The sequence below is a fragment of the Calidifontibacter terrae genome (assembly GCF_054778835.1).
Window position 1 is genome coordinate 33,653 of the sequence record NZ_BAAGZF010000002.1, and the last position, 23,719, is coordinate 57,371.

The 23,719-nt window shown below is 67.1% G+C and carries 24 protein-coding genes and 1 riboswitch; of the genes, 11 read left to right on the top strand and 13 right to left on the bottom strand.

All coding sequences use genetic code 11. The annotated features are described in order from the left end of the window. Positions 1-35 precede the first annotated feature (35 nt). From cbiE to cbiB, 9 genes are all read left to right on the top strand, one after another. Complete coding sequence (cbiE, locus tag ACYU98_RS02835) at positions 36-1,229, top strand: precorrin-6y C5,15-methyltransferase (decarboxylating) subunit CbiE (RefSeq protein WP_460466674.1); 1,194 nt, start codon at positions 36-38, stop codon at positions 1,227-1,229. After that, positions 1,226-1,984 (top strand): cobalt-precorrin-4/precorrin-4 C(11)-methyltransferase, encoded by a 759-nt coding sequence (locus ACYU98_RS02840; RefSeq protein WP_460466675.1) that lies wholly within the window; start codon positions 1,226-1,228, stop codon positions 1,982-1,984. The genes cbiE and ACYU98_RS02840 overlap by 4 nt, the downstream gene beginning before the upstream one ends. Beyond that, positions 1,976-2,178, top strand: a riboswitch (cobalamin riboswitch). Its footprint overlaps the gene before it by 9 nt. Further along, positions 2,177-4,201 carry a putative cobaltochelatase gene (locus tag ACYU98_RS02845; RefSeq protein ID WP_460466676.1) on the top strand — a complete coding sequence of 675 codons (2,025 nt, stop codon included), beginning with the start codon at positions 2,177-2,179 and terminating at the stop codon, positions 4,199-4,201. (Overlaps the previous riboswitch by 2 nt.) Then, the gene (gene cobO / locus ACYU98_RS02850) at positions 4,201-4,815 is read left to right on the top strand and encodes a cob(I)yrinic acid a,c-diamide adenosyltransferase (protein WP_460466677.1); all 615 of its coding nucleotides are present in this window, start codon (positions 4,201-4,203) and stop codon (positions 4,813-4,815) included. Before ACYU98_RS02845 ends, cobO begins: the two co-directional genes overlap by 1 nt. Further along, positions 4,812-7,361: a cobyrinate a,c-diamide synthase gene (locus ACYU98_RS02855; RefSeq protein ID WP_460466678.1), complete on the top strand. Its 2,550-nt coding sequence runs from the start codon at positions 4,812-4,814 to the stop codon at positions 7,359-7,361. Before cobO ends, ACYU98_RS02855 begins: the two co-directional genes overlap by 4 nt. After that, positions 7,358-8,125, top strand: coding sequence for a uroporphyrinogen-III C-methyltransferase (cobA, locus tag ACYU98_RS02860; protein ID WP_460466679.1), 768 nt, complete (start codon positions 7,358-7,360; stop codon positions 8,123-8,125). The genes ACYU98_RS02855 and cobA overlap by 4 nt, the downstream gene beginning before the upstream one ends. Further along, positions 8,122-8,889: an adenosylcobinamide-GDP ribazoletransferase gene (locus ACYU98_RS02865; protein WP_460466680.1), complete on the top strand. Its 768-nt coding sequence runs from the start codon at positions 8,122-8,124 to the stop codon at positions 8,887-8,889. Before cobA ends, ACYU98_RS02865 begins: the two co-directional genes overlap by 4 nt. After that, positions 8,886-9,407 carry a bifunctional adenosylcobinamide kinase/adenosylcobinamide-phosphate guanylyltransferase gene (cobU, locus tag ACYU98_RS02870; protein WP_460466681.1) on the top strand — a complete coding sequence of 174 codons (522 nt, stop codon included), beginning with the start codon at positions 8,886-8,888 and terminating at the stop codon, positions 9,405-9,407. The genes ACYU98_RS02865 and cobU overlap by 4 nt, the downstream gene beginning before the upstream one ends. Continuing rightward, positions 9,404-10,294, top strand: coding sequence for an adenosylcobinamide-phosphate synthase CbiB (gene cbiB / locus ACYU98_RS02875; RefSeq protein ID WP_460466682.1), 891 nt, complete (start codon positions 9,404-9,406; stop codon positions 10,292-10,294). Before cobU ends, cbiB begins: the two co-directional genes overlap by 4 nt. On the opposite strand, the gene ACYU98_RS02880 is transcribed toward cbiB, so the two are convergent. From ACYU98_RS02880 to ACYU98_RS02940, 13 genes are all read right to left on the bottom strand, one after another. Further along, positions 10,269-10,997 (bottom strand): cobalt-precorrin-6A reductase, encoded by a 729-nt coding sequence (locus tag ACYU98_RS02880; protein ID WP_460466683.1) that lies wholly within the window; start codon positions 10,995-10,997, stop codon positions 10,269-10,271. The genes cbiB and ACYU98_RS02880 overlap by 26 nt on opposite strands. 119 nt (positions 10,998-11,116) lie before the next feature. Beyond that, positions 11,117-12,553, bottom strand: a complete 1,437-nt coding sequence (locus ACYU98_RS02885) for an amidase (RefSeq protein ID WP_460466684.1) — start codon at positions 12,551-12,553, stop codon at positions 11,117-11,119. A 116-nt stretch (positions 12,554-12,669) separates the two neighbouring features. Beyond that, the gene (locus ACYU98_RS02890; protein WP_460466685.1) at positions 12,670-13,506 is read right to left on the bottom strand and encodes a phosphoribosyltransferase family protein; all 837 of its coding nucleotides are present in this window, start codon (positions 13,504-13,506) and stop codon (positions 12,670-12,672) included. Beyond that, a complete protein-coding gene (locus ACYU98_RS02895; protein ID WP_460466686.1) occupies positions 13,499-14,323 on the bottom strand; it encodes a phosphoribosyltransferase family protein in 825 nt (274 codons plus the stop codon). Before ACYU98_RS02895 ends, ACYU98_RS02890 begins: the two co-directional genes overlap by 8 nt. 26 nt (positions 14,324-14,349) lie before the next feature. Beyond that, positions 14,350-15,030 (bottom strand): HAD family hydrolase, encoded by a 681-nt coding sequence (locus ACYU98_RS02900; protein ID WP_460466687.1) that lies wholly within the window; start codon positions 15,028-15,030, stop codon positions 14,350-14,352. A gap of 92 nt (positions 15,031-15,122) precedes the next feature. Beyond that, the gene (locus tag ACYU98_RS02905; protein WP_460466688.1) at positions 15,123-15,713 is read right to left on the bottom strand and encodes a TerD family protein; all 591 of its coding nucleotides are present in this window, start codon (positions 15,711-15,713) and stop codon (positions 15,123-15,125) included. A gap of 14 nt (positions 15,714-15,727) precedes the next feature. After that, positions 15,728-16,834 carry a DUF475 domain-containing protein gene (locus ACYU98_RS02910; protein WP_460466689.1) on the bottom strand — a complete coding sequence of 369 codons (1,107 nt, stop codon included), beginning with the start codon at positions 16,832-16,834 and terminating at the stop codon, positions 15,728-15,730. 79 nt (positions 16,835-16,913) lie between these two features. Beyond that, the gene (locus tag ACYU98_RS02915) at positions 16,914-17,501 is read right to left on the bottom strand and encodes a TerD family protein (protein WP_460466690.1); all 588 of its coding nucleotides are present in this window, start codon (positions 17,499-17,501) and stop codon (positions 16,914-16,916) included. 35 nt (positions 17,502-17,536) lie between these two features. Next, a complete protein-coding gene (locus ACYU98_RS02920; protein ID WP_460466691.1) occupies positions 17,537-18,370 on the bottom strand; it encodes a hypothetical protein in 834 nt (277 codons plus the stop codon). Between the two features lie 95 nt (positions 18,371-18,465). After that, positions 18,466-19,020: a TerD family protein gene (locus tag ACYU98_RS02925; RefSeq protein WP_460467403.1), complete on the bottom strand. Its 555-nt coding sequence runs from the start codon at positions 19,018-19,020 to the stop codon at positions 18,466-18,468. Between the two features lie 85 nt (positions 19,021-19,105). Next, positions 19,106-19,432 carry a TfoX/Sxy family protein gene (locus ACYU98_RS02930; protein ID WP_460466692.1) on the bottom strand — a complete coding sequence of 109 codons (327 nt, stop codon included), beginning with the start codon at positions 19,430-19,432 and terminating at the stop codon, positions 19,106-19,108. A gap of 25 nt (positions 19,433-19,457) precedes the next feature. After that, positions 19,458-20,159, bottom strand: coding sequence for a response regulator (locus ACYU98_RS02935; protein ID WP_460466693.1), 702 nt, complete (start codon positions 20,157-20,159; stop codon positions 19,458-19,460). After that, a complete protein-coding gene (locus tag ACYU98_RS02940; protein WP_460466694.1) occupies positions 20,159-21,751 on the bottom strand; it encodes an ATP-binding protein in 1,593 nt (530 codons plus the stop codon). The genes ACYU98_RS02935 and ACYU98_RS02940 overlap by 1 nt, the downstream gene beginning before the upstream one ends. 167 nt (positions 21,752-21,918) lie before the next feature. On the opposite strand from ACYU98_RS02940, the gene ACYU98_RS02945 reads away from it, so the two are divergent. After that, positions 21,919-22,770 (top strand): ABC transporter ATP-binding protein, encoded by an 852-nt coding sequence (locus ACYU98_RS02945; RefSeq protein ID WP_460466695.1) that lies wholly within the window; start codon positions 21,919-21,921, stop codon positions 22,768-22,770. After that, entirely contained in the window at positions 22,767-23,648 is an 882-nt protein-coding gene (locus ACYU98_RS02950; RefSeq protein ID WP_460466696.1) for an ABC transporter permease, read from the top strand. Before ACYU98_RS02945 ends, ACYU98_RS02950 begins: the two co-directional genes overlap by 4 nt. Positions 23,649-23,719: the final 71 nt, after the last annotated feature.

Sequence of the window (23,719 nt, forward strand, 5' to 3'; positions counted from 1 at the left end):
GGGCGTAGTTGGGGGGCGGACCTACAGTGAGCCGGGTGATCGAGGTCGTAGGCATCGGCGAGTCCGGATTCGCCGATCTGCCGATCCACTTGCAGCAGTTGGTGCTCGACGCGCCGGCCGTCGTCGGCGGTCAGCGTCACCTCGACCTGATCCCGGCGGCGGATGCGGCGAGCAACCAGCGGCGAACAACCTGGCCCTCCCCGCTGCGACCCCAGCTGGCCGTCTTCATCGACGCGCTCCCGGACGGAACAGTGCTGCTCGCCAGCGGCGATCCGCTCCGTTCCGGCATCGGCACGACGCTGATCGAGCTCCTCGGGGCAGACCGCTTGCGGATTCATCCTGCGGTCTCCACGGACACTCTCGTACGAGCCCGCATGGGTTGGTCGGCCGAGTCGACCACCGTCGTGACCACGGTGGGCCGCTCCCTCGGCCGGGTGATCCGCCACCTCGCGCCGGGCGCGCGATTGATTGTGCTCTGCTCAGCCGGCAGCAGCCCAGCAGAACTCGCAGAACTCCTGCGCAACAACGGAATCGGCGATGCGACTCTCACCGCCTGGTGGCACCTTGGCGGCCCGCGCGAGGGTTCCCGGATCGCTACGGCCGACCGCTGGGACGACACTCCGACCCCCGATCTGGTCACCTGCGCAGTCGCCGTCCCGGCGAGCGCCGACCTCCCAGGTCGCGCGGCGGGACGCGCCGAAAGCTCGTACGACACCGACGGTCAGATCACCAAGCGCGACCTACGAGCGAGCGCCCTTGCCCGGTTGCGACCGCACCCCGGACAGCTGCTCTGGGACCTCGGCGCGGGGTCGGGCTCGGTCGGTGTCGAGTGGTGCTTGGCCGGTGGGCGATGCGTCAGCGTCGAGCGGAATACGAAGCGCGCCGCGAGGGTGCGGCGCAACGCCGGACTCGCCGGCGTCGATGATCTGTTGACGGTCCTCGAACAGGACGTCACCGAGCCGCTCGACGGTGAACCTGATGCGATCTTCGTCGGGGGCGGGCTCACCCAAGATCTCCTCGAGACGGCCTGGACTCACCTTCGACCGAACGGCCGACTGGTCGCCCACGCAGTCACCCTGGAGACCGAGGCGATCCTGCTCGCGGGCCACCGAAGGTATGGCGGCGAGCTGACCAGGATCACTGTCGAACAAGCACAGCCGCTTGGCAGCTACCTCTCGTGGCAGCCGAATCGGGCTGTTGTGCAATGGAATACGAAGAAGGAAGCATGACCGTTCACTTCATCGGCGCTGGCCCGGGCGCTGCCGACCTGCTCACCCTGCGCGCGGTGAACCTGCTCGCCGCCAGCCCGGTGTGTCTCTATGCCGGCACCTACCTCGACGCCGAAGTTCTGAGCCACTGCCCCGAGGACGCGGACCTGGTCGACACCCAGCACCTCAATCTCGACGCGATCATCGACGTCATCCAACGAACCGATGCGGCCGGGAAGGACGTCGCCCGCCTCTGCTCCGGCGACCCCAGCGTCTACTCCGCGATCGCCGAGCAGACCCGTCGGCTCGACGCCCTCGGCATCGCCTGGGACGTCTGCCCGGGGGTGCCCGCCTATGCCGCCGCGGCTGCCCTGATCGGTCGCGAACTGACGGTGCCCGAGGTTGCCCAATCGGTCGTTCTCACTCGCGCTCAACGAGATTCGACCAAAATGCCGCCCGGCGAATCGCTGCAGGCCTACGCCGCCACGGGCGCGACACTCGTCCTGCACCTCGCGATCCGCCACACCCGGCGCATCGCCGAAGAACTCATCCCGTTCTACGGCGCCGACTGCCCGGTCGTCGTCGGCTCCCAGGTGAGCACCCCCGACGAACTGGTCCTGCGCGGCACCCTCGCCGACATCGCCAACCAGGTCGAGGGCCACGCGCTGCGGCAGGCGGCGGTGATCCTGGTCGGCAGGGCGCTGACCGCGGGCGAGTTCGTGGAGTCCCACCTCTACTCCTCCCGGTCGACCCCGCCCGCGAACCGCCCCGGCTGACCGACCATCGCTGTGCCAGAATGCGAGCGGCACGACGAGGAATACCGGTGAAATTCCGGAGCGGTCCCGCCACTGTGAGTCGCCGACCCTGAGGTCGCCGGCAAGCCAGGACGTCGTACGTGTCGATCCGACCGATCCCGGTCGGGTCACCACTACGGGCGAGCGTGGTCACTCGCCGGGAGGTTGAATCCTTTGTCGCAGTTCCCTTTTGCGGCCATCGTCGGCTCAGACGACATGGCTCTCGCGCTTGTCCTCACCACCGTTTCGCCGCAGGTCGGCGGGGTGCTCGTACGCGGCGAGAAGGGCACCGCGAAGTCGACCATGGTGCGCGCGCTGACCGCCGTTCTGCCCGACCAAGCGGTGCTCGATGGCTGCCGGTTCGGCTGTGATCCGGCTCGTCCGGACCCGACCTGCCCCGACGCTCCCCACACCGGAGCGGCGCATCGTCGACCCGCTCGCCTGGTCGAACTGCCGGTGGGCGCCGGCGAGGACCGCGTCGTCGGATCGCTCGATCTCGGCAAAGCGCTCAGCACCGGTCAGACCAGCTTCGAGCCTGGCCTCCTGGCTCAGGCACACCGCGGGATCCTTTACGTCGACGAGGTCAACCTGCTCCACGACCACCTTGTCGATGTGCTCCTCGACGCCGCGGCGATGGGTCGCAACACCGTTGAGCGCGAAGGGGTTTCGGTCTCCCACGCCGCCAGCGTCACGCTGGTCGGAACGATGAATCCCGAGGAAGGCGAACTGCGGCCGCAGTTGCTGGACCGGTTCGGCCTGACCGTCGAGGTCGCCGCGTCGCGCGATCCGCGGCAGCGGGCCGAGGTCGTACGCCGCCGGTTGGCCTTCGACGCCGACCCCGACACTTTCTCCGCCCGCTTCGAGGAGGCGCAGGAGGATCTGCGCGAGCGGTTGCGGACCGCGACGGCCCGCTTGGCGGACGTACGTCTCACCGACCGGGCGCTGTCGACGATCGCCCGCGTCTGCGCGGGGTTCGATGTCGATGGAATGCGGGCCGACATCGTGACCGCGCGGGCGGCCCGGGCCCACGCCGCCTGGGCCGGCCGGGACGAAGTCACCAAGGACGACATCCGGGTGGCCGCGAAACTGGCGCTGCCACACCGGCGGCGGCGCAATCCGTTCGATGCCCCGGGGCTCGACGAGGAGTTGCTCGAGCAGCTGCTGAACGATGAGCCGGACGACCCGCAGGATCCGCCGCCCGGGAGCGAAGAGCCGGACGACTCGGCCGGCCCCGACGGCTCGCCGCGTTCGGACGACTCGCAGGGTTCGGACGACTCGACGAACGGGCCCACCGACCCACCGGCGGAGTCGGCGGACACCTCGACAGCTGATGAGCCCGAACAGCCCGCCGAACAAGGGGCCTCCACAGCCGGCGTCGCCCGCGCCGGGCAGCCCTACAAACCCCGTACGTTCCGGGTTCGCGGCGTTGGTCGCGGAGCCGCGGGGCGACGCAGCAAGGCGTTCACTACGGACGGCCACACCATCGGCGCGACGGGTCGCGCAGTCGGCCGAATCCACGTTCCTGCAACGGTTTTCGCCGCAGCGCCGCACCAGCGCAGCCGCGGTCGAGCCGACGGAACCCTGCGCTTCGAGTCGACCGACGTACGCCGTCGGGTGACCCAGGGACGTGAGTCGAACCTGGTCCTGATCGTGGTCGATGCGTCCGGGTCGATGGGTGCGCGGCGCCGGATGGAGGAGGTCAAGACGGCCGTTCTCAGCCTGCTGATGGATGCCTACCAGCGACGCGATCGGGTCGGCGTCATCAGTTTCCGCGGCGCAGACGCGCAGTTGCTCCTCCCGCCGACTTCCTCGGTCGAGGCCGCGGCGCGTTGCCTGACCGACCTACCCCACGGCGGACGTACCCCGTTGGCCGAAGGCCTGACCAAAGCCGCGCAAACGCTGCAGTTGGAGCGAATTCGCGACCCACGCCGCCGACCGCTGCTCGTCCTGGTCACCGACGGCCGCGCGACCGCCGGCAAGGACGCCCTCGCTCGCGCGCGGGCGATTGCCGACCAGTGGTCGGCAACCGGGGTCGATGCCGTGGTCGTCGACTGCGAATCGGGCCGGTTCCGAATGGGATTGGCTGCCGGGATCGCTCAACGGATGGGCGCTGAACACGTGCCCGTCGAGGAGTTGGCCGCCGCCGGCCTCGTTGATGTCGTACGCCGAAACACCACCCCCGCCGGAAAGGCAGCCTGATGGCGCAAGGGCAGACGCCGGTCGAGGCAAACGACGGCCTGACCACCAAGCAGCGCCGCAATCAGCCGCTACTGATCGTCCACGGCGGCGCCGGCAAGGGGAAGTCGACGGCCGCGTTCGGGCTCGCGCTGCGCGGGTGGAATCAGGGGTGGTCGATCGGGGTCTTCCAGTTCGTGAAGTCGGCGAAGTGGAAGATCGGTGAGCAGGCGGCGCTGGACGCGCTCGATCGAGTGCACCGTGACACCGGTGAGGGCGGTCCGATCGAGTGGAACAAGATGGGTTCGGGGTGGTCCTGGTCGCGACGTGCGGGCACCGAGGCGGACCACGCCCGCGACGCGCAGGAGGGCTGGGCCGAGATCAAGCGCCGCCTGAACGCGCAGACCCACACGCTGTACGTGCTCGACGAGTTCACCTACCTGCTCAAGTGGGGCTGGCTCGACATCGATGACGTCGTCGACACGCTGACCAACCGGCCGGGGCACCAACATGTCGTCATCACCGGGCGCGATCCGCATCCGCGATTGCTCGAGATCGCCGACCTCGCGACCGAGATGACCAAGATCGCCCACCCCTTCGACCGCGGTCAGAAGGGGCAGCGAGGCATCGAGTGGTGAACCACCCGCGGGTCGTCATCGCCGCGACCGCATCGGGTCAGGGCAAGACCACTGTTGCTGTCGGCTTGATGGCTGCGCTGCGGCGGCAAGGTCACTCGGTGGCCGGCTTCAAGGTCGGCCCGGACTACATCGACCCCGGCTACCACGCGCTCGCGACCAGCCGTCCGGGGCGGAATCTCGACCCCTTCCTCACCTCGCCCCGTCTGATCAACCCGTTGTTGCTCAACGGTTTTCACGATGCGGACGTCGGGGTGATCGAGGGTGTGATGGGCCTGTTCGACGGCCGCCTGGGCAGCGACGGCTTCGCCTCGACAGCCCATGTCGCCTCCCTCACCGACTCCCCCGTTCTGCTGGTCGTGGACATCTCATCCGCCTCGCGGACGGTCGGCGCGATCGTGCGTGGACTCGCCGACCACGATCCGGACGTACGAATCGGCGGGGTCATCCTCAACAAATCCGGCAGCCCGCGCCACGCACAGGAGGCCAGGCGCGCGGTCGAGCAGGTGGGGGTCCCAGTCCTCGGAGTGTTGCCCCGCGACGCCGGCGTCTCGGCCCCCTCCCGCCACCTCGGACTGGTGCCCGCGGCGGAGCGTACGGATGCAGTCGCCGCCCTCGACCGACTCGCCGAACAGATCGCAGAACACATCGACCTCCCCGCCGTGCTCCGGTTGGCCGAGAGCGCCGGGCCGGTCCCGGGCGCGCCGTGGTCGCCCACGCCGTCGGTCGAACCGATCTCCACCCCGTTGGTTGAGCCGACCGAGGCGTTAGCCGAGGGCGTGTCCAAACCCGGTGCCGACACAGCGCAACGCACCCGCCCCGTCATCGCCATCGCCGGTGGCCGCGCCTTCACCTTCCGCTACGCCGAAACCACCGAACTGCTCGAAGCAGCCGGCTGCGAGGCCGTGATCTTCGACCCTGCGATCGACGCCACGCTTCCGCCGAACACCCGCGGTCTCTACCTCGGAGGCGGGTTCCCGGAGTCCCATGTGAGCGACCTCGCCGCCAACACGACGCTTCTCGCGCAGGTGCGCGAAGAGATCGCGAACGGACTGCCGACGGTCGCCGAGTGCGCCGGACTGCTCTATCTGGCTGACTCGCTCGACGGGCATCCGATGGTCGGCGCGCTGCCGACAACTGCCGCGATGCATCCGCGGCTGACCCTCGGTTACCGAACGGCAACGATCGCGACCGACTCGATCCTCGGACCGGCCGGCACCCCGGTGACGGCTCACGAATTCCACCGCACGGCAACCGAACCCGCAGCCGGTGAGCAGCCGGCGTGGGAGATTGACGGTCGCCCAGAGGGGTTTGCGCTCGACCCGGCCGACACCGGCCGCGCGACGGTGGTGGCGTCCTACCTTCACCTGCACTGGGCCGGCCATCCCCAGCTGGCGGCGAATTTCGCGCGAGCCGCGGCTGCGTACGGGCCGCACCCGCTCGCCGTTCACCGGGTTTCGACACGACCTCCGCTAGCGCTCCGGTCGGCTCAGCCCACGGGGTCATGGTCGACCCCACCGACGGGCGACAACCACCACGGTGACGACGACATCCGCGACCGTCCCGACCTGATCGACCTCGCGGTGAACGTACGAGTGCCCCAGCCCCCGCGCTGGCTCGCCGAACTGCTGCGCGCCGGCGTCGACGACTTGGCCGCCTATCCCGACCAGCGAGCGGCGCGAAAGGCGACCGCTGACCGCCACGGGTTGCCCGAGGACATGGTCTTGTTGACCGCCGGTGGCGCCGAAGCGTTCGCGCTGATCGCCCGCGCGATCCAGGGGCGCCGGCCGTTGGTCGTCCACCCCCAGTTCAGCGAACCCGACGCGGCGCTGCGGGCCGTCGGACGTCGCGCGGAACATCATCTGCTCCAACCCAGCGACGGTTTCCGACTCGACCCCACGATCGTCGACCCTGCGGCAGACCTGGTGTTCGTCGGCAATCCGACGAACCCGACCGGGGTGCTGCACCCGCGGCCGGCGCTGGACGATCTGCGTCGAGCGGGCCGCGTTGTTGTGATCGATGAAGCCTTCTACGACTGTCTACCGTCTGAACAAGAGTCAATGATAAAGCCAGAGATGGCCGATGTTCTGGTGATTCGATCACTCACCAAGACCTGGGGTGTCGCCGGACTGCGGGCCGGCTATGTGATCGGCGATCCCCAGCTGCTGCGGCAACTTTCGCAAGCGCAGCCGCACTGGCCGGTCTCCACCCCTGCCCTCGCTGTCGCGACCGCGACAACGGCACGGATCGCGCGCGCCGAAGCCCGAGCGCTGGCGAGTGAGGCCGCGAAGAATCGCGCGCACCTCACCAGCCGGCTTGAGGCGGTCGGCCTGCGTCCCGTTCCTGGGGCTGCCCCCTTCGTTCTGGTGAAAGTCGGCGCGGGAGTGCGGGAAGCCTTGCGCGACAACGGATTCGTCGTGCGTCGCTGCGACACGTTCCCGGGACTGTCCGACGCCTGGATCCGGATCGCCGTACGCGACCGCCCCACCACCGACGCCCTCGTCGCCGCCCTCACTCCGCTGCTCGCCCGAAAGGCAGTGACCGCATGAGCAAACCCAACCATCCCGACCTGACCGATCGAGATACCTTTCCCGGTGAGGTCGTCCTCGTCGGCGGCGGACCCGGCGACCCGGGCCTACTCACCCTCGCCGGAATGGCTGCCCTGCGCGCCGCGGATGTCGTTGTGTGTGACCGGCTCGCGCCGCTGGCTGTCCTCGATGAGCTCGACGCGGACATCGTCCACGTCGGCAAGGTGCCGCGCGGCGACTTCACGCCCCAAGACCGGATCAACCAACTGCTCGTCGACCACGCTCGTGCCGGGCGAAACGTGGTGCGGTTCAAAGGCGGGGACAACTTCGTCTTTGGTCGCGGGGGTGAGGAGTGGAACGCCTGCGTCGAGGCGGGGATCCGCGTACGGGTGGTCCCGGGCGTCAGCAGTGCGCTGGCCGCGCCTGCTCTCGCCGGCATCCCGGTGACGCATCGGGACCTCACTCAGGGCTTCACCGTCGTGTCCGGCCACGTTCGCCCGGGCGATCCGCGTAGCAACGTCGACTGGCCGAACCTCGCCGCGAGCAACCTCACCCTCGTGGTGCTGATGGGGGTCGCAACCCTGGACGACATTGCGCGCGAGTTGATCGATCACGGTCGGCCCGCGGACACGCCTGCGGCCTGCATCGCTGACGCCGGGCTGCCGACCCAACACGACGTACGCGGCCCGCTGGAGAAGATCGCCGCCCTCGCCACCGCGGCCGAGATCGCACCTCCGGCCGTCACCGTCATCGGGGCGGTCACCGATGCGCTGACCATCTCGTGAGCTCGCTCGTCACGGGCCTGCGGCTTTCGCTCGGCACCCTCACCGTCATTCCTTCCGGGGACATCGGAGATTTTAACCGCGACGCCGCCCGATGGTCGATGCTGCTCGCGCCGCTCGCGGCCCTTCCGCTAGGGGTCGCTGCCGGCCTGCTTGCCGTCGCCGGCTGGCATTCCGGACTGCCGGGCGCGGCAGTGGGTTTGCTGATCGTCGGCGCTCTTGCTGTGCTTACGCGCGCGTTACACCTTGACGGTCTCGCCGACACGGTCGATGGCCTGGGCGGCGGCTGGACCCGCGAGCGCGCGCTGGAAATCATGCACACCGGTGACATCGGCCCGATGGGCGTCGTCGCGCTGCTCATCGGCGTTGGCCTGCAGGCCATCTGTATCGGTGCGATCGACGTACACCCGTTCTTGGTCTGCGTCAGTGTTGTCGCCTCGCGCTGCGTCCTCGGGGTGGCCTGCGCTCGGGGCATCCACAGCGCCCGTCCCGAGGGCATGGGCGCCCTCGTCGCGGGAACCGTTCCGCGCTGGGCTGCGGCGCTCGTTGCCGCCATCGGAACTGCACTGCTCACGATGACCTGCTGGTGGGTCGGACTCCCCCCGCTGCAAGGTCTGCTCGCCGTCCTGGCTGCCGCCCTGAGTGTCGGCCTCCTGCTACGCCGGTGTGTTCGCCGACTCGGCGGCGTGACCGGCGATGTCCTCGGCGCCTGCGTCGAGCTCGCCTTCACCGCCCAACTGCTGGTGTTGGCGGCGGTGGCCCGATGATCACGCTCGTGACCGGCGGTGTGCGGTCCGGCAAGAGTCGCGTCGCCGAACAGTTGCTCGAGGGGCAAAACCAGGTCACGTACGTCGCCACCGCCCCCCGCGCCGACGACGCCGACTGGTCCGACCGCATTGCCGCACACCATGATCGACGGCCCTCACACTGGAGCGTTGTTGAGACCACCGACGTGGCGGCGGTGGTGCGGCAAACCGAAGGTTCGGTCCTGGTTGACTGCCTCGGCACCTGGCTCACCGCTCGCCTCGACGCCCTCGATGCCTGGGAAGCTTCGCCCGCCCAGTGGGTCCCCGCCCTCGAGGCGGAGACGACCGACCTGGTCGCCGCCGTCGAAGCACGTGACGACCTGGTCTTCGTCACCAACGAGGTCGGCCTCGGCCTGGTTGCCCCACACCGCTCCGGCCGGGTCTTCGCCGACCGCCTGGGCTTGGTCAACCAGCAGATCGCGACGGCCTGCGACCGGGTGATCCTGGTGGTCAGCGGTCAGCAGCTGGTGATCAAGTGATCGCCGTCGGGCTGGTCGCCGGGTTTGTCGCCGACCGGAGATGGGGCGACCCCCGACGATTCCATCCGGTCGCCGGCTTCGGATCCGTCGCCACTGCCTCGCAGAAAATCTGCTATGCCCCGACGCGCACACATGGCATTTTCCACGAGGCAACCCTGGTCGGCGCCGTGCTGCTCGGCGCCGCCAGGCTCCCGAAGTCCAGCCTCATCACCGCAGCTGCAACCTGGGCGGTCCTCGGCGGCCGGTCACTCGACCGGGAAGCCGATGCCATCTACCGCCAGCTCGCGACAGCCGACCTCCCGGCCGCCCGCCAACAGGTCCGAAATCTCGTCGGCCGCGACCCCGAGACGCTCGACCTCGACGGCGTCGCTCGAGCAACGGTCGAGTCGGTGGCGGAGAACTGTTCCGACGCCGTGGTCGCGCCGCTCTTCTGGGGCGCCGTCGCCGGAGCTCCGGGACTGATCACCTACCGAGCGATCAACACCCTCGACGCGATGGTCGGTCACCGCACGCCGCGGTATGAGCAGTTTGGCTGGGCTGCAGCGAAACTCGACGATCTGGCGAACTGGGCGCCGGCAAGACTTGCTGCCCTCTGCGTGATCGCCGCCGAGCCGCGGCAAGCTCAAGCGATCGTCTCCGCAATCCGCCGGGACGCACCTCACCATCCCAGCCCGAACGGTGGAGTCATCGAGGCTGCGTTCGCCGCGGCCCTGGGCGTACAGCTCGGCGGCACCAACGTCTACCAAGGTCGCGCCGAGAACCGCGGCACCCTGGGCAGTGGCCGACCGGTCACAGCCGCGGACATCCCGGCGACCGTGGCGCTGCACCGACGGGTGAGCGTGTTGTCTCTGGGAGCAGCGGTCATCCTGCGGATCGTACGAAGTTGACCGCCTCCGCGACCGACGCCACCTCGGGCAAACCCGAGGGCACCGACGGACGCTGTACGACCACAACCGGCACACGAGTCGCTCGCGCCGCGGAGAGCTTGGCTGCGGTGTAGGACCCGCCCGAGTCTTTGGTCAGCAGCACCCCGACGGCGTGGTCCCGAAGCAACTCACGCTCTTGGGCGTCGTCGTACGGTCCGCGATCCAAGATGACCGTCCACGCCTCGGGTGCATCGGTCAACGGTTCGACCACGCGGACCAATACCGGCCGATCCCGCCATAACGCGAAGCTCGGCAAGCTCTGACGCCCCGTGGTCAGGAACGGCCGACCGCCGATCCGCTCAGCCGCATCCCGCGCCGCGTCGAGGTCAGGCACCCACACCCAAGAGTCGGCGTACGGATGATCCGCCCACCCGGGTCGCGCCAACCGGATGGCCGGAACCCCTTGGACCTCAGCGGCAGTTGCCGCGTTCGCGGTGATTCCGACCGCGAACGGATGCGTGGCATCGACCAGCGCGGAGATGTTCTGTTCCTCGAGGTACGCGGCGAGCCCCGCCGCGCCGCCGAATCCACCAATCCGCACCTCACCGGAAGGCAGTCGTGGGTTGCTGACCCGACCCGCGAGCGAGGAGATCACCCGCTCCCCATCCAGCGCTGCCGCCAGCGCGCGAGCCTCCGCGGTGCCACCCAGGATGAGAATCGTCACCCGGGCATTGTCCCCGCGCGACGTTGAGACCACTCGTCCGGCCTCAGAACCCTCGAAATCTCGCGGGCCCTCGAACTGAACCAGTCACCTCGATGGACGCGGGCACAACGGACGCGCGCTCAGTTCGAAGCAGCCGCAACCCCAGTGGCCACCTGATCAATTCGCCGGAAACCCACCGCTTCCTCGACCTGCAGCGCCAACTCCAGCAGCATCCGCTCCTGACCGTGGTTCGCCGACGCCATCACGCCGATCGGCAGGCCGCGCGAGTCCATCCCGGTCGGCAGCGAAATCGCCGGTCCGCCAGAAGCATTCGCCAGCGGTGTGAACCCGACCAGGTCAAGCAGTCGCTGGTAGTGCTCGGCGCCATTCAGCGATGCACCGAGGAATCCGAGCTCCGGAACGACGCTCGCCAGGACCGGGGTGAGCACCACGTCGGGTCCCCGGCGGAACGCCAGCCGGCTGGCCGCACTCGTCGCGAGCAGTCGAGCAATGACCAGCGGCATCTTCGGCAACGCCTTGCGCCCCATCGAGATCAGTTCACGCGACAGCGGTTCAAGCTTGTCCTTGTCGAACCCCTTACCGAAGGTCCGGACCCCATGCTCGGCGCCCATGTAGGCCAGGAATCCCCAATACGCCGAGAAATCGTCGGCGAAGAATTGCGGCACATTGATCTCGTATGGTTCGACCTCGTGGCCGAGCGACTTCAGTTGCGCTGCAAGGTCTTCCACGGCCGCGCGTACGTCGGAGTGAGTCGGCTTCGCAACCGGCGAGTCGATCATCACGCCAATGCGCAGCGGCCGGTCGAGCGGGCGATCGACCGAACCGATCGCCGGCAGGGTGCGGTTCTTATAGACCTTCTCGGCCGCAGCGTAGAACTGCGCGGTGTCGCGCACCGACCGCGTCATCACCGAGTCGCTGACGATGCGTACGGGCATGGTCCGGCTGCCTTCGTTGAGCCGCAGCCGCCCGCGGGTCGGCTTCAAACCAACCAGTCCGCAGTTCGACGCGGGGATGCGGATGGACCCGCCGCCGTCGTTGCCGTGGGCGATCGGAACGACCCCGGCGGCCACCAGCGTGGCCGATCCGCCGGAGCTGCCACCGCTGGAATAGTCGGTGTTCCAGGGGTTGTGGGTGCTTCGATCAAGCGTCTCGGTGGTGCAGGTCCAGCCGAACTCGGGCATCGTGGTCGTCGCGATCGGTAGCAGCCCGGTCGCCCGGAACTGGCGTACGACCGGCCCGTCCTTCTTTTTGACCGTGGTCGGGAACGCCTTCGATCCGTAAGTCATCGGCAGCCCGCCGGCCTCAACGTTGTCCTTGAACACACTGGGTACGCCGGCGAACGCGCCCTCGACCGGCTGCGCCGCTCGCTTGCGGGCCCGGTCGAAATCGTCGCGGACGATCGCGTCGAGCTGCGGGTTCACGTGGGCCAAGCGAGCGATCGAAGCCTCGACGGCTTCGGCGGCGCTGAACTCGCCTTTGCGAATTGCGTCGGCAACGCCAACAGCGTCGAGTGTGCCAAGGACGTCATCAGTGAACGCGTGTACGTGCTGGGTCATGGACCCACTATGCCGCGATTAGTTACCGGTGGGTAGGTTAAGCCTTCGCGGTATCAAAACGCGGTATCAAGCCGGCGGCGCAAACCACCGAATCGACCTGCGATCACACGACCCGATCAAGCCGGCTGGCTCAACCGCTGCACATCCGCCAACGCCTGCCGGAAGCGCCGCACCCCGGTCGCATAGGCCGCGACATGATCGAGCCCGTCGGCCAGCATCGCCTCGGTCACCCACAGCACCGCATAGAGCGGCGCCAGCCGCGCGAACCGTTCCTGATCCTCGCGGCTCATCAGCGCAATCCGCTTGGCGAAGCGGGCATTTGGCTCGAATCCCGGCGCGCAAGCAACGTCGAGAACGTGGTCAACGGTGCGCACCCACGCCGAATTGAGGGTCGATTCGACTTCCGGCCGAACGGCGCAGAGATGCGCGTCGACCAGGTAGAGATGGTCGATCCAGGACGCGCCGGCGGCGTTGAGGCAGCCATCCATCGCCGCCTCGTGGGTGCCGGTCACCCGAATGTCATCGAGGGCAACGACGCGCACCCCACGCAGATCCACCCGCGGATCAATCTGCATTGACTTCGCCGACACCGCCTGGCTACGGGCGGCCGGGTCCATGGTCGCGTAGTCGCCCGGGCTCACCCCGAGCCGATGCATCCGGAACGCGGTTGCGGACAACTCCGGCGCTCGTTCGTGCAAACGCTGCAGAAACGGTCGTACGAGCGCACGCGCCGCCGGCGGAACTGCCGCGTAGCCGGAGGAAGTCACCGCGACGGCACCTGTGGTCAGAGGCACCACCTCGAGAAAGCGGTCGGCGAGCGCCCGCCCATAGTCGATGGCGATGCGGCCGTCGCCATGTTTGAACCGGCTGTAGTCATTGGCCTGTACGGGACCGTAGGACGGCAGTCCGAGGTCATCGGCGCCCATCACATGCAAAGCGATCCGTTCAGACATGGGCCGCCTCCTGCGCCAGAGCAGCCTCGAGGACCGCCATCCCCGCTGGGTAGCCAGCCACGAACTCCGGTCCGGTCGCCAGCGCGCCGACGTGCATCTGTTCAACCAGCGACCGCGGCACGACCGCAACAAACTCACCGAGTTCGGCGCTCGCCAGCGCCCGCTTCAGGAAACGGATCGTCAGGTGGAAGTGGCCGTCGTCGATGGCCGGCACCAGTTGCAGAATCGAGGTGACGGTCGCGTGGTTCAGCGTCGATTCAACGTGGGGCGAAGCGGCGAGCTCGGGCGAGCAGACCGCGACGTAACCGAGAATCAACGCGGCAGGATCCGCCTCTCGTAGCGCGGCAAGGATCGTTTTTTCGGCCAGGCCGGTCACCCGTACGTCGTCGATCACGATGAGGTTCGTGCCGGCCACCGGGCCTTCGAGCCGGAAGCCGATGCGCGCCAACTCGGCCTCGCGTTCAGCTTGGGACGAGGCGGCGTAATCAGTGTGGGTGACGGAGTCCTTGTGGACTTGCACGATCCGGCCCGGCTGCAGACCACACGCGGTGCGCGCCGCGTTCAGCCGCGCGAGCACTGCTTCGGCCAGGAAGTAGCAGGAAGGTGGCACGTGCAGGAAGGCCACCGGGAACACCGGTACCGCGTCGTCGGTCACCAGGTGGGCATGCCGCGCTACCAACTCCGCCGCCAGTTGGCCGCCGAGTTCGTCGATCGCAGCGGCGTCGCCGTGCTTCATCCGCGAGTAGGTGTCGACGTCAAACGCACGTCCGTCGGCCGTACGAATGTCGTCGGGTGCGCCCGTCAACAAAGCGGTCATGACGCAGTCCATCCCGTGTCCTCCCTTTACCGCAGCGCCTCCAAGGCCGCCGCGGTGTCCTCCCCGTTCGGTCGCACGAGCACGGTCTGTAGACCGGCCGAACGCGCGCCGTCAGCATCGGCGACCGGATTGTCGCCGATATGTAGAACGTCGCCGGGCCCGATCGGTTCCCCCTCAATTCGGGCGATTAATTCCAGCGTCGCCGCGAAGATCCGCCGATCCGGCTTCGCCCAGTCCACCTCATTGGAGAAGATTCCCGCAATCGGCGGGAAGCCGGCCAGCTGCAGCAAGTGACGCATGAGCGACCCGGGGAGCATCCCGGTGTTGCTGGTCAGAACCACCGGCATCGTCCCGGCGAGCGACGCAACAAGGCCGGGGAGGCGCTCGTCGAGGGGCAACGGGTGATGCTCAAGGGCCAACTGCTGCTGCTGACGGAACAACTCCTCGTACGGCGGCTGCACCACCTTCGCCTCGAGCCGGGCGAGTGTCAGCTCGATCCGTTCGACGAAACCGACGTCGGCGCCGCGCCCCATCGAGATCTCGTCGGCCTCCCGATCGGCCTCGCGCATGACGGCATCGAACCGTTCGGAATCGACCTGCGGCACCAGCGCCGAGCGCAACAACTCGTTGCGCTCGGGTTTGAAGGCCGGGTCGCTGCGCAGCAGGGTGCCCCAGATGTCGAGGCTCACGGCCCGTACATCGGTCATGTCGTGCCTTTCAGGACAAGAATCGGCGCGAGCTTGGGTCGGATGGATGGTTCCTGTCCGACCAAAACTCGCGCCGATGAGTGACGTCTGGCTCAGATCGCCTGGAGCGCCAGCGGTTCGAGTTCGCGCGCGACCCGCCCGTTGCCCGGGTTGCCGATCGCGGTGAAAACCCAGCCGGCTCCCTGACGCGACACCTTGGCCATCACCAAGGCGGTGTGGTTGCCCGACCCGGTGAGCTGGAAGCGGGCCAGCTCGGTGTCGTTGGCCTGGGAGTCGACGACGCGGACGAACGCGTTCTCGATTTCCTGGAAGTTCTCACCCGAGTAGGAGTTCACGACGAACACGATGTGTTCGACCGATCCGGCCACAGCTGGAAGGTCGACGAGGATCGACTCGTCGTCGCCGTCACCGGCGCCGGTGCGGTTGTCACCGGTGTGGTGAATCGAACCGTCCTTGCTGGTCAGGCTGCCGAAGTAAACGATGTCGAGAACCCGGCCGCCGCCGATCACGATCGCCGAGGCGTCGAGGTCGATGCTGCGCTGAGTCTGCTTGCTGCCGCCGAACATCGTCTTCTTGGTGACGACCTTGGCGTCCCAACCCAGGCCCATGCGGACCCGGCTCAACGCTCCACCATCGGACTTTGCCAGATTGACGGTCTGGCCCTTGGACAGACTAATGCTCATAGGTTCCCCCGCTTTCAGTGCGTTTCGACCAACGACGGATTGTCATCGGCAGGTTCTTCTTCTTTTTTGTTCGCCAAGACAGACGTAAGCCACGCCGCCAAGATGAACGCGATTCCAATGCCACCGACGACGAACTCGCCCAGGTGGAATTTGATGGTCAGCAACAACATCACCGCAAGGGCACCGATCGCCCAGTGGGCGCCGTGCTCGAGATAGCGATATTCCGCCAGGGTGCCGTTGCGCACCAGGTAGATGGTCATGGACCGAACACACAAGGCACCGACGCCGAGACCCATCATGATGATCAGCGGGTCGGGGGTGATCGCGAAGGCACCGATCACTCCGTCGAAGCTGAACGTGGCGTCGAGCACCTCCAAGAACAGGAACATCGAGAAGGCGGCCTTGCCGGCGAGCTTGATCACCTCACCGCGCGACTGAGCTTCCTCGAACTCGTGGTCCTTCTCTTCCTCGCGCGACTCCATCAACGTCGACAGACCGCTCACCGCGAGGTAGAGCACGATGCCCAACAGCCCGGAGAACAGCACATTGCTGCGCACGCTGACCTTGTCAACCAGGGTCTCCGCCGTGATCAGCAGCAGGACGCCGGCGATAACAACCGACAACACATCCAGCTTGCCCAGCTTCTGCAGCGGCCGTTCGATCGGCTTCAGCCAGAGCACCTTGCGGTCACCGTCGAAGATGAAGTCCAGGAACAGCAACAGCAGGAACATGCCACCGAATGCGGCGATGCTGGGATGGGCCTCGTTCAGGATGTAGCCGTAGGTTCCCGGGGTGTGCGGGTCACCCTTGTCCAGCGCGAGATGCAGCGCCTGCATTGGCGAGATCGATCCGCTGAGGCAGACGATCAGGAACGGGAAGATCAGCCGCATTCCGAACACGGCAACCAGGACGCCGACGGTCAGGAACATGCGCTGCCAGAAGTCGTTCAGCCGCTCGATGTATTTGGCATTGACTGCCGCATTGTCGAACGAGAAAACGATCTCAACCACGATGAGGATCGCGGTGAGGCCGACCGCTGTGGCGCCGTCATAAAGGAATGCGATCACCAAAACGATCGCGGCGACCACGAGGTCGGGGGTGAAATGCCTAAGAGTCTTCATCTCTGCTTTCGGTGCAAGGGCCGTGAGGAGCGAGGGCCGCCCCCGTGACGAGGGGACGGACCTCGCGGGTGGCGGATTGTCAGCCGACCGAGAGGCCGAAGTCGGCAATGACGCCGGCCAGGCCGCTGGAGTAGCCCTGGGCGATGGCGCGGAACTTCCATTCACCGCCGTTGCGGTAAAGCTCGCCGAAGATCAGCGCGGTCTCGGTCGAGGCGTCCTCGCCGAGGTCGAAGCGCACACCCTTGTCATTGTTCGTCGGGTCGTCGGCGTCGAAGACGCGGATGTAGGCGTCGCTGACCTGGCCGAAGTTCTGGCCGCGCGAGTCGGCCTGGTCGATCGAGGCCACGAAGGAGATCTTCGCGACGTCCGCAGAGACACGGGTCAGGTCGATGACGATCTGCTCGTCGTCGCCGTCACCTTCGCCGGTGCGGTTGTCACCCTGGTGGGTCACCGCACCGTTGTCGCCGGTCAGGTTGTTGTAGAAAACGAAGTCGGCGTCGCTGCGTACCTTGCCGTTCTCGGCGCAGAGCAGCGCCGAGGCGTCGAGGTCGAACGCGGCGCCGTCGGTCGTACGCGGGTTCCAACCCAGACCGATGATCGCGCTCGTCATGCCCGGAGCGGCCTTTGCGAGCGAGATGTTTCCACCCTTGCTGAGGCTGACTGCCATGGTGTTTCCCTTCCGGTTCGGGTTGTGAACAAGTTTTAGAACAGTGGCGTGAACGGGTCGCGCCAGGTTAATTGGTCGTAGCCGTAGACACCGGCCACTTGCTGCAACGTTCCAGAGAACGGGTCGTGTTCCGCTCGGAGCACGATTCTTCCCTCGACCACGAAACCGGTCACCAACGCTTTCGCGCCGAATGTCGCACTCGTGTCGAGCACTACCTCCAACTGCGAGCCGCCGTACGTGCGGATCACCATGGTTCCGCCGGGCATCGACCGATCGCTGGTCTGCGGCAGGCCGATGAGGAAGAACCGTCGTACGCCGGTCACAGCCCGCAAGTTCACGGTGACACCCTGCGGGGTCGCGCGGAAGATGGGTGATTGCACGTCTGGACCCTGCGGTCGCAAGCCCGGTAGGACCGCGCTCTCGGTGCCGTCCGCGGCTTCGAAAACACAGCCCATCAGCAACTGGTTCGCCGTCGGGGTCACTGCGCTGAACTCCAACGCCCCGGCGGCGGACTGCGTACGGGTGAAGTGGACGACCGGGTCATCGACGGTAAGGATCCGTCGCTCCCCCTGCGCGATCGTCGGCAGACCGAGGTCGTGGGCGATCAAGGCAGCGTTGCGGCCGGGGCCGACACCGCTGGTTGAAATGGGCGAGGCGCTGCCCGAGCCCGAGTCGAAACCGGGCGATGACCCCAGATCCAACAAGTTGCCACCCCCGCTGGTTGAGCCCGAGTCGAAACCCGGCGACGACCCCAGATCCAACAAGTTGCCACCCCCGCTGGTTGAGCCCGAGTCGAAACCCGGCGCAGGCGGAGGTGTCGCGGCGGCCCGCCCCGGACGTACGGCCCGACCGGACAGGAAGTCGCTCACCGCCGGCGCTCCACTAGACGAGCCGCCTTGTGGCGCAGTGGGTTCCGCGGCAACCGGCGCCGGGCGCCGCCGTGCCCGCAGGAACCCGAAGTCGCTCACAGCTCGACTCCGAAGTCGCGGGCGACACCCTTGAGCCCGTCGGAGTAGCCCGCCCCGAGCACCCGCAATTTCCACTCGCCCGAATGTCGGTAGAGCTCGACAAGGGTGAGGGCGGTCTCGTTGCCAAGGCCCTGGGCCAGGTCGACGGTCGTCACGACCGACGATCCGTTCTGCAGTTGCAGGACGCGTACGACCAGCTTCTTGAGCTGGCCCAGCGTGCGCCGACCACCACCACCCTCGTTGACGTAGAGCACGAAAACCAGCCGCTCGACCGCGTCCGGGACCCCGCCAAGATCGACCTCGACCTGGGCGTCGTCGTCACCCATCACCTGCGCGACATGCGAGGTCGACAGATCGGCGGAGACCATCTGGTTGAAGTGGACGACATGCTGCTGGCTCAAGGCCTTACGGTCACTGCCGCAGAGCACAGTCAGCAGGGTCAGGCTGTCGTGCAGGAAGCGCTCGGCGCCCGCGTCCCAGTCGACGCCGATCACGACGCCGCTCAGGCCGGGCACTTCACGGGTGAGGGCGACGTTGGCCCCCTTCGCCATCGGACTCACCCGACCACCCTATGGGTTGGCGCCGCGGCGGGGGTCAGCGGCGCGGGAGGGCGGACGTACGGGGTCGACAGCCGGATCACTTCGCCGGCAAGGACTGCGCGTACGCGACCGCTTGGTCGATCAGCGGCCACATCGCCTCACCCAGTCGGTCGGCATCAGCGCGCAGCCAGCCGTTCATCGACCGCCCGCCCATCACCGCGGTTTCGACGAACTCTTGGGCGACCAACTGGTCGTGCAGGTCGGGATCGGCGCGCAACAGCAGCCCGCCTCCACCGCTAGCAGCGACCGCCATGTTGCCGTGGATCAGAAACGCCAGCCCGCCGAACATCCGCTTCTCGCCGAGCCCCGGAGTGCCCTCGAGGTGGCGGGTCACGGCTTCGGCGAGGTCCTTGTCGTACGCCATGTCGCGAACCTACCGCTCAGGTGAGTCACACGTAGTAGCGATGTTCGGGCCGCCCGGCCGCGCCGTACTTGAGTCGCAGCGAGACCACGCCCTGCTCCTGCAGGTAGATGAGGTAGCGCTGCGCCGTTGCCCGGCTGATGCCGACGATCTCCGCGACGTCACCCGCGGATACGTCCGGGGTCGCGCTACGGACCGCGTTTCGGACGAGTTCGAGGGTGGGCGAGGAGTGGCCTTTGGGCAGGCGCGGCTGCTCCGCCTCGTCGATCTGCCGAAGCCGGAACAACTCGTCGACATCCGCTTGGTCGGCCGTGGTGGGCAGATCTGACATCCGACGCCGAACCCGCCCGTACGCCGTTAACCGGGCGACCAATTGGTCGAACGCGAAGGGCTTCAGCAGATAGTGGATGGCTCCCAATTGCATTGCCGTACGGACGGATTCGACGTCCTGGGCGGCCGAGATCACCATGACGTCGATGCGTTCCGGACCGGCGATCAACTCACGCACCACGTCCAGCCCGTTCCCATCGGGCAGATAGATATCCATCAACGCCAGGTCGGGCCTCAGGTCGCGGGCGAGCGCCCTGGCATCGGCCGCCGTGTGGGCACGTCCCACCGCCTCGAATCCCGGGATCGCAGCGACCATAGAAGCGTGGACGTCGGCCACCCGGAAGTCGTCGTCGACCACCAAAACCCGGATCGGATCGGTCGACTGGTCGTTGTCGCTCATCACTTCAGTTCCGCTCTTGTTTCGCTGCTGTAGGTGTCGGGCAGGGCGACAGTGAATCGCGCGCCGGGACCGGTCGATACCGAGATGGTGCCGCCGAGGCGGGAGACCATCCGGTGCACCACGGCCAAACCGGTGCCGCGCCTCCCACCGGCCTTTGTGGAATATCCGTCGAGGAAGATTTCCTGCTCCGAGCCGGGGGCGATACCCGGACCGTTGTCCGAGACCTGAATGCGTACGCCGCCGGCTTCCACGATGGCCACGTCGATCAGGCGGGGCGGGGGCGCGCTCGCGAGCGCCTGGATGGCGTTGTCGATCAGGTTGCCGAGGATGCTCACCAGGTAGTGCACGTTGCGGGGCGACGCACTGAGCCGAGTCGTCGGCGCGATCCTCACCTCGACTCCGGCCTCGCTCGCCTCGGCGACCTTCCCCATGAGAAGCCCGACGATCTGTGGAGCCGCAATGCGCTCGCGCAGGGAATTGTCGAAATCGGCTGCGGTGCCACGGATCTCGAGCAAGTAATCAAGCGCCTCGGTGGTACGTCCCAGTTGCAGCAGCCCGGAGACAGCGTGCATCCGGTTGGCGAACTCGTGCTGTTGGGCGCGCAGCGACTCCGTCAGCCCGCGCTGCCCGGCGAGCTCCCGCTGCAGGCCGACCAGTTCCGTCTGGTCACGAAGTGTCACCACGGAACCGTGTGATTGACCGGCCAGGGTGATCGGCATGCGGTTGACCACCAGACACCGGTCGCGGGTGTAGACGATCTCGTCAGCCACCATTCGGGGATCGACCAGCCGGTCCCGCAGGTCGTCGGGCATCACCTCGCGCAGCGGCGAACCGACCGGGTTGATCGGCAGCGGGAGGAGCCGATGAGCCTCGTCGTTGACCACGCTGACTCGCTCGTTCTCGTCGAACGCGACCACCCCCTCGCGGATGCCGTGCAAGGTCGCCTCGCGCTCCTGCAGCAACTGCGCAATCTCGTGAAGCTCGAGGCCGAACGTCCGCTTCTTGACCTGCGATGCGAACAACCAGGAGGCAAGCGCACCGACGGCGAGTGCGACAGCGAACCACAATGCCCAGGTCGGAATTTCGCTCCACAGAGCTTGGGAGACCGAGCTCTCGCGCAACCCGACCGAGATCTCTCCGACCATCACCCCGGTCGGACCGTAGAGCGGTGCCTTGCCGTTCGCTGAGCGCCCGGTGGACCCGTTGTCGATACCGAGATGGACCCGACCGTCCCTCGTCATCACCGGCTCTTCGACCTGTTGCCCGATCAGGGCCGGGTCGGGGTGCGAGAAGCGCACCCGGTTCATGTCAATGACGACGACGTACGACGCCCCCGTACGTTGCGACACCTCCGTCGCGATCTGCTGCACCAGCGGGCGGCAAGCGGCGGTTGGTTTTTCCAGGCAGGAACGGACGGTGGGCGCACTCGCAACTGTCTGCGCGATGGCCGCCGCGCGACTCTCGTACTGGGTGTCGAGGAGTTCACGTTCGGCGCGCGCGAGCAGCACAAAACCAACACTGATCGTGATGGCCAAGATCACCAGCTGGGCCAGAAAGAACTGGCTGGAGAGCTTGCGAGTTCGATACCGCACCGGCCGATTATGAGCATTCCGACTGGGAAGTGCCAGGGCGTGCGCGCAATGAGAAGAACTCGAAACAAAGCGCAATTGCTGAGTTTGAGCGGCAAACAGTGACGTGACCCACGTCACGTTCCTAGGTTCTCCACCAGACCACGGACGGATTACTGAAGGAGCCAGGCATGACCCAGACACATCACCCGGCGGGCCCGGGTGACGCCCAGGTCTCGGCCGCGGCGCGGATTGAGATCAAAGGACTCACCAAGCGCTACCTCACCCCGAAGGGCGACGTCTTCACCGCGATCAAGGACGTCGACATCGTCGTCGAACCGGGACAATTCTGCGCCATCGTTGGTCCCACCGGGTGCGGCAAGTCGACGACCCTCGGGCAGGTGTCGGGACTCGAGCGGCCCAGCGCGGGTTCGGTCACGGTGGGCGGCGTGCCCGTCACCGGCATCACCAAGGGCATCAGCTTCATGTTTCAGAACGACGCCCTCTTCCCGTGGAAGAGCGTGCTCGGGAACGTGATGATCGGCCCCACGCTCAACGGCATGAGCAAGAAGGACGCCGTGGACCTGGCCCGTGACTGGCTGCGCCGGGTCGGTCTGGCCGGCTTCGAAGACCGCTACCCCCACCAGCTCTCCGGTGGCATGCGCAAGCGGGTCGCGATGGCGGCCGCTCTCATCAATGAGCCGCGGATCCTGCTGATGGACGAACCGTTCGGTGCCCTCGACGTGCAGACCAAAGCGATCATGCAGACCGAGCTTCTGGGCCTCTGGGAGCAAGTTCGTCCGTCGGTTCTGTTCATCACCCACGACCTCGACGAAGCGGTTGCACTCTCCGATCGCGTTGTTGTCATGACGAGCAGCCCGGGTTCGATCAAGCACACCTTTGACATCGACCTCCCGCGACCGCGCGGCGAGGTCCAGAAAATCCGGCATGAACCTCGATTCCTGGAGTTGCAGGACCAAATTTGGGCCGCTCTGAAGGACGAAGTACAGCGTGCGTACGCGCAGACGGCAGGTGCAGCATGACCGCCCGAACAAGCCTCCCCACCGGCGAGGTTGAGATCGCCGAGTCGAGCGGGCAACTGGCGACGAAAGCGGCCGCGAGCCGTCGCAGGCGCACAGCCTCGGTCTGGTTCGGCCGCATCGCACTCGCCGTCATCCTGATCGGCGGCTGGCAGTGGACCACCGCCACCGGCGTCGTCGACAAGTTCTTCTACGGCCAGCCGACGGGCATTTGGAAGAGCCTGGTCCACCTGTTCACCAAGGGGACGGCGTTCGGCTCGATCTGGGCAAACCTCTGGGTGACGCTGAAGGAAGCCATCTACGGCTTCTTGCTGGGTGGACTCGCAGGGATCATTTGCGGTGTCCTGCTCGGCACCAACCGCTACTTGGCGGACGTGGCAATGCCGTTCATCAAGATCCTCAACGCGATTCCGCGCATCATTCTCGGCTCGATCTTCATCGTGGCATTCGGTCTCGGCATTTTCCCGAAGATTCTGCTGGCCTCAGTCCTGGTGTTCTTCATCGTCTTCTTCAACGCCTTCCAGGGCGTCCGCGAGGTTGACCCCAACTTGATCGCCAACGTCCGCGTCCTCGGCGCTTCTCCCTTGGCGGTTGCTCGCCACGTCACGATTCCGTCAGCCCTGACCTGGATCATCGCTTCGCTGCACACCGCATTCGGGTTCGCGATCATCGGCGCGCTCGTAGCGGAGGTGCTGGGTGCGACCCAAGGCATCGGCCTCATCATCAGCCAGGCACAGGGCAACTTCGACCCAGACACCGTCTTCGCCTGCATGACGATCATGGCGGTCGTGACGTTGGTCGCCGAGTTCGTCATCTCCTTCGTCGAACACCGCGTGCTGTCCTGGCAGCCGCCGAACAGATCCGAGGGGCAAGCCCTCTGAGCCCCGGCCATCCCCCCCTCCCGCATTTCCACCGCAGCAGTTCCACACCGCAGCATCCCCACGAAAGGCCC

Bases quoted from the DNA above. Each gene is read 5' to 3' on its own strand.
- ACYU98_RS02840 (WP_460466675.1), top strand. From the start codon at position 1,226: ATGACCGTTCACTTCATCGGCGCTGGCCCGGGCGCTGCCGACCTGCTC.
- cobO (WP_460466677.1), top strand. From the start codon at position 4,201: ATGGCGCAAGGGCAGACGCCGGTCGAGGCAAACGACGGCCTGACCACC.
- cobA (WP_460466679.1), top strand. From the start codon at position 7,358: ATGAGCAAACCCAACCATCCCGACCTGACCGATCGAGATACCTTTCCC.
- cobU (WP_460466681.1), top strand. From the start codon at position 8,886: ATGATCACGCTCGTGACCGGCGGTGTGCGGTCCGGCAAGAGTCGCGTC.
- ACYU98_RS02885 (WP_460466684.1), bottom strand. From the start codon at position 12,553: ATGACCCAGCACGTACACGCGTTCACTGATGACGTCCTTGGCACACTC.
- ACYU98_RS02890 (WP_460466685.1), bottom strand. From the start codon at position 13,506: ATGTCTGAACGGATCGCTTTGCATGTGATGGGCGCCGATGACCTCGGA.
- ACYU98_RS02895 (WP_460466686.1), bottom strand. From the start codon at position 14,323: ATGACCGCTTTGTTGACGGGCGCACCCGACGACATTCGTACGGCCGAC.
- ACYU98_RS02900 (WP_460466687.1), bottom strand. From the start codon at position 15,030: ATGACCGATGTACGGGCCGTGAGCCTCGACATCTGGGGCACCCTGCTG.
- ACYU98_RS02905 (WP_460466688.1), bottom strand. From the start codon at position 15,713: ATGAGCATTAGTCTGTCCAAGGGCCAGACCGTCAATCTGGCAAAGTCC.
- ACYU98_RS02910 (WP_460466689.1), bottom strand. From the start codon at position 16,834: ATGAAGACTCTTAGGCATTTCACCCCCGACCTCGTGGTCGCCGCGATC.
- ACYU98_RS02915 (WP_460466690.1), bottom strand. From the start codon at position 17,501: ATGGCAGTCAGCCTCAGCAAGGGTGGAAACATCTCGCTCGCAAAGGCC.
- ACYU98_RS02925 (WP_460467403.1), bottom strand. From the start codon at position 19,020: ATGGCGAAGGGGGCCAACGTCGCCCTCACCCGTGAAGTGCCCGGCCTG.
- ACYU98_RS02930 (WP_460466692.1), bottom strand. From the start codon at position 19,432: ATGGCGTACGACAAGGACCTCGCCGAAGCCGTGACCCGCCACCTCGAG.
- ACYU98_RS02935 (WP_460466693.1), bottom strand. From the start codon at position 20,159: ATGAGCGACAACGACCAGTCGACCGATCCGATCCGGGTTTTGGTGGTC.
- ACYU98_RS02945 (WP_460466695.1), top strand. From the start codon at position 21,919: ATGACCCAGACACATCACCCGGCGGGCCCGGGTGACGCCCAGGTCTCG.
- ACYU98_RS02950 (WP_460466696.1), top strand. From the start codon at position 22,767: ATGACCGCCCGAACAAGCCTCCCCACCGGCGAGGTTGAGATCGCCGAG.